This is a genomic window from Kitasatospora sp. NPDC091257 (genome assembly GCF_044757675.1).
Classification (GTDB): domain Bacteria; phylum Actinomycetota; class Actinomycetes; order Streptomycetales; family Streptomycetaceae; genus Kitasatospora; species Kitasatospora lactacystinica.
In genome coordinates this window covers 1-8,029 of record NZ_JBIVVI010000314.1, presented here as the reverse complement: position 1 = coordinate 8,029, position 8,029 = coordinate 1, and the positions used below count along the sequence as shown (strand labels likewise).

Here is an 8,029-nt window from a genome sequence, read left to right as displayed (position 1 = left end):
GGCTGTTCGCCCATTAAAGCGGTACGCGAGCTGGGTTTAGAACGTCGTGAGACAGTTCGGTCCCACCTCCCGATCGGCCTCGGCCCCGCGCCGCTCTCCGCCGCCCGGCTCGCCCCGCTCGCCACGGCGTGGTCCCGCACCCTGCCCGGCGTCCGGGTCGAGTACCTCGACGGCGGCGCCGTCCCCACCCCGGTCCGCCAACCGCCCGACTGAACCGCCCGACCCGCCAATCGCCCGACTGACCCGCCCGACCCGCCCGACCCGCCGAAGCATCCCGATCGACCCGACCACGCCCTCCCACCGGACGACCCCCACCCGCCGAACGACACCGATCTGCCGAACCACCCCTGCCCATCGGGCTCTTCTGGACAATCACCCCCGAAATTTGCCACGGTGAGCACCAGCGGCCCAGCCATCGATCATGCGGCCGAAGCCCCATGGGAGCTCCCCGTGCCCTCCGCCGACTTCCCCGCGTTCTACCTCGGACAGAGCGTCTTCTCCGACCCCGGCGCCCACCTCCCCCGCTACGCCGATCTCCCCAAGGACCCCCGCCGACTCGCCCGGATCGCCCGGAACCTGATCATCCATCGCCTCGAAGGCTGGCTGTTCCACCACCCCATCCCGGCGAACCGGCTCCACCACGACGCCGAGACCCGCTACCTCGACGACATCCTGCACCTGATCACCGACCGCGACCCGGCCCCGCTCAGCCATCCCCGGGCGCCCGCCGACCGCTTCGTCGGCGTCTGCCGGGACCTGGCGCTGCTGCACTGCTCCTTCCTGCGCCACGTCGGCATCCCGGCCCGGTTGCGCTGCGGCTTCGCCGGCTACCTCGGCCCGGACGGCTTCCACTGCGATCACGTGGCCACCGAGTACTGGGACGACCGGCGGGGCTGGCTGCTCGCCGACCCGCAGCTGGCCGACCCGAAGGTCGCCGCCGCCTGGCGGGTGGACTTCGACCCGATGGACGTCCCGCGCGACCGCTTCCTGGTCGCCGGCCGGGCCTGGCGCACGATCCGCTCCGACCGGGCGGCCGCCGGTTCCTTTGGCGTCCACCCGCCCGAGGAGGGCCCGCTCAACGGCGCGTGGTTCGTCGCCCACTCCACCCGGCTCGACCTCGCGGCCCTGAACAAGGTCGAGACGCTCCTCTGGGACACCTGGGGCACCGACTCCACCAACACGCCCCACGCCCCGTACGACGAGGTGGCCCACCTGACCGTCGGTCCGGTCGACGTCTCCGCCGTCCGCCGTCTCTTCGCCGAGCACGACGCCCTGCGCACCCCGAAGACGGTCCTGTCCCTGGCCCCGTTCAACGGCCCACGCGAGGTCACCCTGCGCTGACCGGGGATCCGGGCAGTTGCGCCGGCTGGGGGGCGATGGGCCCGAAGTCCGTGCAGTCCCGGACGCCGGCCCGGGCCGGTGCCGGTTGCGGCTCCCGGAACCGGCGGGCACCGAAGGGCGCGGCCGCGTACGGGATGCCGAGCACGGCCGTGACCCCGCCGCCGAGGTCGCTGCCCCGTACACGGCCGCTCGCCGTCCGGTAGACCGCTTCGACAGCGCATGGTTGATCGTTCATGGCCCGCAGTCCGGCTCAGCGACGCGTGCCCGCGCGACGAGGTTTCGGGGCGACAGCCGAGCGATGCGCCGGAACGCGGGGCCGAGGCGGCATGCGCACGGCGGTGGCGGGTGAGGGGGGTGCTGGCCATTCTTCGCGCTGGTGGTTGTCTGACATCGGTCCTGCGGTGATCGTCACGGCGAGGGGTGAGTGCCCCCGGTCAGGCCAGTGCGGTCATGTGGTCGGGCTGGTGGGCGGCGACGTCGTGGGCGGCTTGGACGAAGGCGGCGACGGCTGCGGATCGCGAGGTCTCCGGCCAGGCGACCATGACCGCGCTGGGGCTGAGGCCGGTGACCGGCCGGTATGCGATGTCCGGGCGCTGGTACCGCTCGGTGGTGGAGCGTGCCAGGAACGCCACCGCCTGCCCCAGCGCGACCACCTCCAGGAGTTGCTCGACGCTGGCCACGAGCGGCCCGGTGACCGGCCGGCCGCTCGCCGAGGAGATCGACCGGCGGATCGTCCGGCGCATCGGGCTGCGGCACACCTACTTCCCGGCCGCCGGCGACCGGACCATCCGGGAAGCCCACCCCAAGGGGTACCGCAAGGACTCCGCCGACGGGCCGCTGACCGACTTCACCGAGCTGGACCCGTCGGCGGGCTGGGCGGCCGGGCAGATGATCTCCACCAACGCGGACCTCGACCGCTTCTTCACCGAACTGCTGGTCCCGGACCGCCTGCTGCCCGCCGCCCAGCTCGCCCAGATGCGCACCACCGTCCCGGTCGGGGACAGCGGCATGGGCTCCGGGCTGGGCGTCTTCAGCCGGCCGCTCTCCTGCGGCGGGGTCTACTGGGGGCACGGCGGCGACATTCCGGGCTACGAGACCCGGGGCGGCGCCACCGACGACGGGCGCGCCGTGAACATCGCGGTGACCACCATTCCGGCCGACTACGCCGTCACCCGGCACCTGGAGGACGTGGTGGACGCCGCCCTGTGCCGCTGAGCCGGCCGCCGGGCCGGGAGCCGTCAGGAGCGGTAGTGGTTCCCCTCGTCGCCGATCACGCCGGTGCCGTGGTGGACCGAGATGCTGGAGTACGTCGCCCGCATGCGCGTGGCCTGGGCGGTCCGCTGCTGTTCGATCAGCAGGCCCTCGGCGTCGTCGAACTGGTGCCGGCGAGCGCGTTCCCGGAGCACCAGGAAGACCGTGGCACCGACGACCGTGCCGACGAGCACGAGCAGGAACACCAGGACGAGAGCCATGACGTCACCGTTCCCCCGGTTCGAGTGCGTCTGACTTTTATCTCACGGACGTTCGACGGCCGCACTCGAATCGTCCGAATTCGCCGTACGGCCGTGCGGGGCCTCAGGTGCGGGCGGGCTCGGCGTTCGCGCGTTCCGTGACCCGCGCCAGGACGCGGCCCGCGACGGCGAGGTCCTCGGTGGGGATCCCGGCGTACAGCCGCGCGGTGATCCCGGCGGACTCGGCGGTGGTGCGCTCGTACAGTCCGCGGCCGGCCGCCGTGAGGCGCAGCCGGGAGGAATCCGCCGGGTCCTGCTCCGACAGGCCGGCGGCCGTCAGTTCCCCGATCACGCCGTGGACCAGGGACTCGTCGGCCTTCGGCGAACCGGTGACGTCGCGGACGAGCGCGTCCCGGGCGACGGAGCCGCTGGTCCAGGAGGCCCTGGACCACCGTGCGCGGGGCGGCTCGGGCATGACTTTCGACAGATCCGCCGCAGCAACGGCTTTCGTAGGGTCGTGGGCATGCGGATGAGTGGGGCGGCGCTGCCCGTGGTGGCGGCGGTGTGTATCGGGCTGGGTGTCACGAGCCTCTGGTGGGCGCTGCCCGCGATCGGGGTCTCCTTCCTGGCCGGGCTGCGGATGGAGCGGGTACGGCCGGCGGCGGTGGTGTTCGGCGTCCTGGTGGCGGCCGGGGTGCTGGTGGTCGGCTCGGTGCCCTCCTGGATCGTTCTGGGCCTGCGGTTCGTCGCGCTCGCCGTGAGCACCGGGATGGGCCCGTGGCTGCTGGGCCGGTTCTGGCGGCAGTCGCAGGAGCTCGTGCGGGCCGGGTGGGAGCGGGCCGAGCGGCTGGAGCGCGAGCGGCAACTCGTCGCGGAGCAGGCCCGGTTGCGCGAACGGGCCCGGATCGCCCAGGACATGCACGACGCCCTCGGGCACGACCTCAGTCTGATCGCCCTGCGCGCCGGGGCCCTCAAGCTCGCCCCCGGCCTGGCCCCGCCCCACCGGGAGGCCGTCCAGGAGATCCGGGCGGGTGCGGCCGCCGCCGTCGACCGGCTCGGCGAGGTGATCGGCATCCTGCGCGACGGCGACGTGGGGGAGGGCGGCACTCCCACGGCCCACGGGCCGGCCGACGCGGACATCCCACAGCTCGTCGCCGAGGCGGCCGCCGCCGGACTGGACGTCCGCTCGGAGATCAGCGGGGAGCCGGACGGGCTCCCGCGCGCCACCGAGCACGCCGCGTACCGGGTGGTGCAGGAGGCCATGACCAATGCCGCCAAGCACGCACCGCGAGCGTCCGTCACCGTGGAGGTGGCGTACTCGGACGACGGCGTCCGCCTGCGGGTGGCCAACGGCCCCGCGCCCGCGACTGTGCCCGCGCCCGCGACTGTGCCCGTACCCGCGCCCGCCGCCCTCGGTGCGGCGTCGCCGGCACCCGCGTCAACCGCGCGCGGCGCAACGCCCACCGGAGCGTCCACCGGCACCCCCACCGCAGCTTCCGCCGCCGTGCCCGCCGCGCCGCCCACCGGCGGTCGCGGCCTGGTCGGGCTGGCTGAGCGGGTCCGGCTCGCGGGCGGCACCCTTGCCCACGGGGCCCGCGCGGACGGCGGGTTCGAGGTCGTGGCCGACCTGCCGCGCCGTGCCGCCGGGCCCGTCCCGCCGCTGCCCCCCGCTCCGCCGTCGCCGGTCCGCGAACTGCGGCAGGCGCGGCGCAGGGTGGGCCGGACGCTGGCCGCCGTGGTGCTCGTCCCGCTGACGACGGCCGTGCTGCTCACCGTGGCGCTGCGAGTATGGACGCTCTACGTGGTCAGCCTGTCGGTGCTGGACCCGGGGGTCTTCGCCTCCCTCCAGGTGGGGCAGGAGCAGGCCTCGGTCGAGCGGCTGCTGCCGGGCCACCGGCTGCCGTACCGCCCGCCGAGCGGGCCGTCGACGCCGGCACCGCCGGCGGGAGAGGGGGTCTCGTGCACGTACTACGCCATCACCGCCCAGCTGTTCGTGGACCGGGCCGGCGACGCCTACCGGCTCTGCTTCCGGGACTCCCGGCTGGTCTCGCGTGATGTGCTCGTCTCCTGACCTCCCGTACGACCTCCTTCCCCGCACCACCTCCGTACCGAGCGACCGACAGGAGCCGCCGATGACCACCGCACCGATCCGGGTGCTGCTCGCCGACGACGAGCCCATGATCCGCGCGGGACTGCGCGCCGTGCTCACCACCGACCCGGGCATCGAGATCGTCGCCGAGACCGGGGACGGCCGGGAGGTCGTCGAACTGGTCCGGCGCCACCGGCCCGACGTCGCCGTGCTGGACATCCGGATGCCCGGGACGGACGGCATCACGGCGGCTGCCGAGATCCGTCGGAACGGCCTGGCCACCGGAGTACTCATGCTGACCACCTTCGGTGAGGACGACTACATCCTGCGCGCGCTCAGCGGCGGTGCGAACGGTTTCCTGATCAAGTCCGGCGAGCCCGAGGAACTGCTCGCCGGGGTGCGCGCGGTGGCGGCAGGGGCGGCCTACCTCTCACCCAAGGTGGCCGCCCGGGTGGTCGCCCACCTGGCCGCCACCGGGGCCGGCCGCCCCGCCGACCGGCGTGCCGGCGCCCGGGAACAGGTGGCCGCCCTGACCAGCCGGGAACGGGACGTGCTGACGCTGATCGCCGCCGGGCTGTCCAACGGTCAGATCGCCCGTCGGCTGGGGGTGGTGGAAGGAACCGTGAAGGCCCATGTGAGCTCCATCCTGGCGAGGCTGGGTGTGGCCAACCGGGCGGCCGCCGCCGTCCTCGCCCACGAGGCCGGGCTGACCCTCGGCGCGACCTGCGCGGGCGGCCCGCGGGACTGAGCCCGGCGCGCCCGGTGCCGTGCCCCGGCCCGGTGCCGTGCCCCGGTCCGGTGTCGACGGTGCCGACGGTGCCGACAACAGCCGCCCGAGGACCGGCACCCCGGTCAGGGCCGTCACGGCGGTGGTGGCCGCCGGCCGCAGGGTGAGGACCGCGGCCGCCGTGACCGTGGCGCCGAGCGCGGCACCGGCGAGCACGTCGTGCGGGTAGTGCACCCCGGCCGCCACCCGCAGTGCGGTCGTGGCACCGCCGACGGGTATGACCAGCAGTGCCCAGCGCGGACGCAGCAGCACCAGCCCCGTCGCCAGCGCGACCGCCAGGGTGGCGTGGTTGCTGGGGAACGACCAGTCCCCCGGTGGTGGACACTCGGCGACCGCCGTGCCCGGCAACCCGGCCAGCGCCCGGCAGGGCCGCTCCTCGTCGAGGAGCACCTTCAGCACCTCGCTCGCCCCGTAGGCCAGCACCGTGCCGAGCCCGACCAGCGCCACCCCCGCGACCACCCCGGCGGCCCGCCGGGCCCGGGCCGTCCACCAGCAGAACGCCAGCAGCAGCCCCAGCACCAGCAGCCCGACCTCGGTGGCCGGCCCCGACAGCGAGGCCACCGCATGCGGGGCATCGTTGACGGCCTCCACCGTCCGCCGGTAGCCGTCGGCCGACCACCCGGCCGACACCCGAGCCGGCCCCGCCCCGCCGCCCCGCTCCGGCGCCAGCCATGCCACCGCCCCGGCCCCCGCGCCGAGCATGGCCGCGGCGAGGACGGGCCTGGGCCTGGCCGCGCCCCTTGTCGCGCCGGTCTTCCTCGCATTCCTGTCCGTGTACGTCATGGTCCGGACGGTAGAAGCCGAAGAGCCCTTTCCACCCGACCCGAAAGTCAAGCGGCGCCCCTGACGATGGTCAGGATTGACAGCACGTCACACGCGCCGGCCACGTAGTCTGCGCCCATGCCGAATCCGTCCCCGCCGGCCGTCCCCACCCGCTTCGGGGGTGCCCCCGACCGCGTCGCGCTCGTCCTCCCCGGTGTCGGGTACACACCCGCCAGACCCCTCCTCCACTTCGCCCGCGCGGTGCTCCTCCGGCACGGTTGGACCGTCCAGGAACTGTGGTGGCAACTTCCCGACGGGTTCCGCGAGTTCGAGCCCAAGGAGCGGATCGCCTGGGTCGAGCGGCAGGCCGCCCGGGCCGTCGACGCCGAGCACGGCGCCTGCCGCCTGGTCGTCGGCAAGTCCCTCGGCTCCTTCGCCGCTTCCGTCGCCGCCGACCGGGACCTCCCGGCGGCCTGGCTGACCCCGGTCCTGACCGTCGACCACGTGGTCCGTGCTCTCCACCGCACCGGGGCGCCGACCCTGCTCGTCGGCGGCGCCGCCGACAGGCTGTGGAGCCGCCCGACCGCCGACGCGACCGGCCACGAGGTCCTCGAACTGCCCGCCGCCGACCACGGCCTCGAACTGCCCGACGACCCCGTGGGTTCGATCGACGCCCTGCGGCAGGTCACCTCCCGGCTGGACCGCTTCGTCGCGGCCCTGGACGCGGGACGGTAGCCCGCCTTCGGAGCGGTCGGTCCCGACACGTCCGGGACGCCCGACGCGGTCGGTGCTCCCGGACGCCCGCTCATCGGGAGGCGGTTGGCCGACCCGGCATTGAGCCGAGGCGACGGCGTCGAGGCGACCGAACTGCCGGTCGGGGGTCCGGCAGGCGGCCCCGGGCACGGCATCGGAGCGCCGGACGCGGAGCAGCCGGTCGAGCAGGTCGGCCGGCGTGTCCGGCACGTCCCGTGGTGCGCCGACCCGGATCAGTGCGGGTGGTGCCTCGACCTGGCCGGCGCGCCGGTCGAGGAATGCGCGCGGAGCGGTGGATTCGTTCTCAGGGATCAGGAGCGTGAGGAGCGCGCAGGAGTCGAGGTGGATCAACGGTCCTCCTCCCGCATGGTGAGCAGGGCGTCGGCGAACGGGGACTCCGGCTGTCGTGGGCTCCACGGCACGGCGGGCGTGCGGCGCGGCCACGAGGGTGGCGGCCGCGCGGACGGCCAGCAGCGCGAGGGCGGACCAGGGCAGGGCGGTCGGGCGGACGTGGTCGAGGAGGAGGCCGCCGGCCAGGCCGCCGGTGGCGATGCCGACGTGCCAGCAGGTGACGAGCAGCGACTGGGCGATGCCCCCGGCCGGGCCGGCCCCGGGAGCGCCGACGGCCCCGCGGCCGGTGGTACCGATCGCGGGGCCGTTTCGCCGTCGCCGTCGCCGTCGCCGTCGCCGGGGCCAGGGTGGCCCCGCAGGCCGGGGTTCAGCCGATGGAGCGGGGGAGACGGGTGGTCAGGTAGAGGATGGTGAAGGAGCCGAGGAACTGGATGCCCAGGCACAGGGCGAGGGCGCGGTCCATGCCGAGGACGGGGGAGAGGGAGAGGTAGAGGG

8 protein-coding genes, 1 rRNA gene and 3 pseudogenes are annotated in these 8,029 nt (G+C 74.9%); 7 read left to right on the top strand and 5 right to left on the bottom strand.

The genetic code is table 11. The features are described 5' to 3' along the window. Window positions 1-77: ribosomal RNA gene (locus ACIQOV_RS16885) — 23S ribosomal RNA — on the top strand; the annotation flags it as partial. A 373-nt stretch (window positions 78-450) separates the two neighbouring features. Continuing rightward, entirely contained in the window at window positions 451-1,341 is an 891-nt protein-coding gene (locus ACIQOV_RS16880; RefSeq protein ID WP_380539746.1) for a transglutaminase-like domain-containing protein, read from the top strand. Here the strand turns inward: ACIQOV_RS16880 and ACIQOV_RS16875 are convergent. Beyond that, window positions 1,340-1,576, bottom strand: a pseudogene (locus ACIQOV_RS16875) (carboxylesterase family protein); the annotation flags it as partial. The gene ACIQOV_RS16880 and the pseudogene ACIQOV_RS16875 overlap by 2 nt on opposite strands. A gap of 199 nt (window positions 1,577-1,775) precedes the next feature. Then, a complete protein-coding gene (locus ACIQOV_RS16870) occupies window positions 1,776-2,084 on the bottom strand; it encodes a LysR substrate-binding domain-containing protein (protein ID WP_401049230.1) in 309 nt (102 codons plus the stop codon). Here ACIQOV_RS16870 and ACIQOV_RS16865 point away from each other — a divergent pair. Continuing rightward, window positions 2,032-2,556, top strand: a pseudogene (locus tag ACIQOV_RS16865) (serine hydrolase domain-containing protein); the annotation flags it as partial. The gene ACIQOV_RS16870 and the pseudogene ACIQOV_RS16865 sit on opposite strands and share 53 nt — an antisense overlap. Window positions 2,557-2,579: 23 nt before the next feature. Here the strand turns inward: ACIQOV_RS16865 and ACIQOV_RS16860 are convergent. Continuing rightward, on the bottom strand, window positions 2,580-2,813 hold the full coding sequence (locus tag ACIQOV_RS16860; RefSeq protein WP_401049228.1) for a hypothetical protein: 234 nt from the start codon (window positions 2,811-2,813) through the stop codon (window positions 2,580-2,582). A 103-nt stretch (window positions 2,814-2,916) separates the two neighbouring features. Continuing rightward, window positions 2,917-3,267 (bottom strand): hypothetical protein, encoded by a 351-nt coding sequence (locus tag ACIQOV_RS16855; RefSeq protein WP_401049226.1) that lies wholly within the window; start codon window positions 3,265-3,267, stop codon window positions 2,917-2,919. 48 nt (window positions 3,268-3,315) lie between these two features. On the opposite strand from ACIQOV_RS16855, the gene ACIQOV_RS16850 reads away from it, so the two are divergent. Together ACIQOV_RS16850 and ACIQOV_RS16845 are read left to right on the top strand one after the other, a co-directional pair. Beyond that, the gene (locus ACIQOV_RS16850) at window positions 3,316-4,863 is read left to right on the top strand and encodes a sensor histidine kinase (RefSeq protein WP_401049224.1); all 1,548 of its coding nucleotides are present in this window, start codon (window positions 3,316-3,318) and stop codon (window positions 4,861-4,863) included. A 61-nt stretch (window positions 4,864-4,924) separates the two neighbouring features. Next, on the top strand, window positions 4,925-5,629 hold the full coding sequence (locus tag ACIQOV_RS16845) for a response regulator (protein ID WP_401049223.1): 705 nt from the start codon (window positions 4,925-4,927) through the stop codon (window positions 5,627-5,629). Between the two features lie 204 nt (window positions 5,630-5,833). On the opposite strand, the pseudogene ACIQOV_RS16840 reads toward ACIQOV_RS16845, so the two are convergent. Further along, window positions 5,834-6,058: pseudogene (locus ACIQOV_RS16840) on the bottom strand (phosphatase PAP2 family protein); the annotation flags it as partial. Window positions 6,059-6,092: 34 nt separating this feature from the next. Between ACIQOV_RS16840 and ACIQOV_RS16835 the strand changes: the two are divergent. Beyond that, window positions 6,093-6,272, top strand: coding sequence for a hypothetical protein (locus ACIQOV_RS16835; RefSeq protein ID WP_401049232.1), 180 nt, complete (start codon window positions 6,093-6,095; stop codon window positions 6,270-6,272). 296 nt (window positions 6,273-6,568) lie between these two features. Further along, window positions 6,569-7,165, top strand: a complete 597-nt coding sequence (locus ACIQOV_RS16830; protein WP_401049222.1) for an alpha/beta hydrolase — start codon at window positions 6,569-6,571, stop codon at window positions 7,163-7,165. Window positions 7,166-8,029 lie beyond the last annotated feature (864 nt).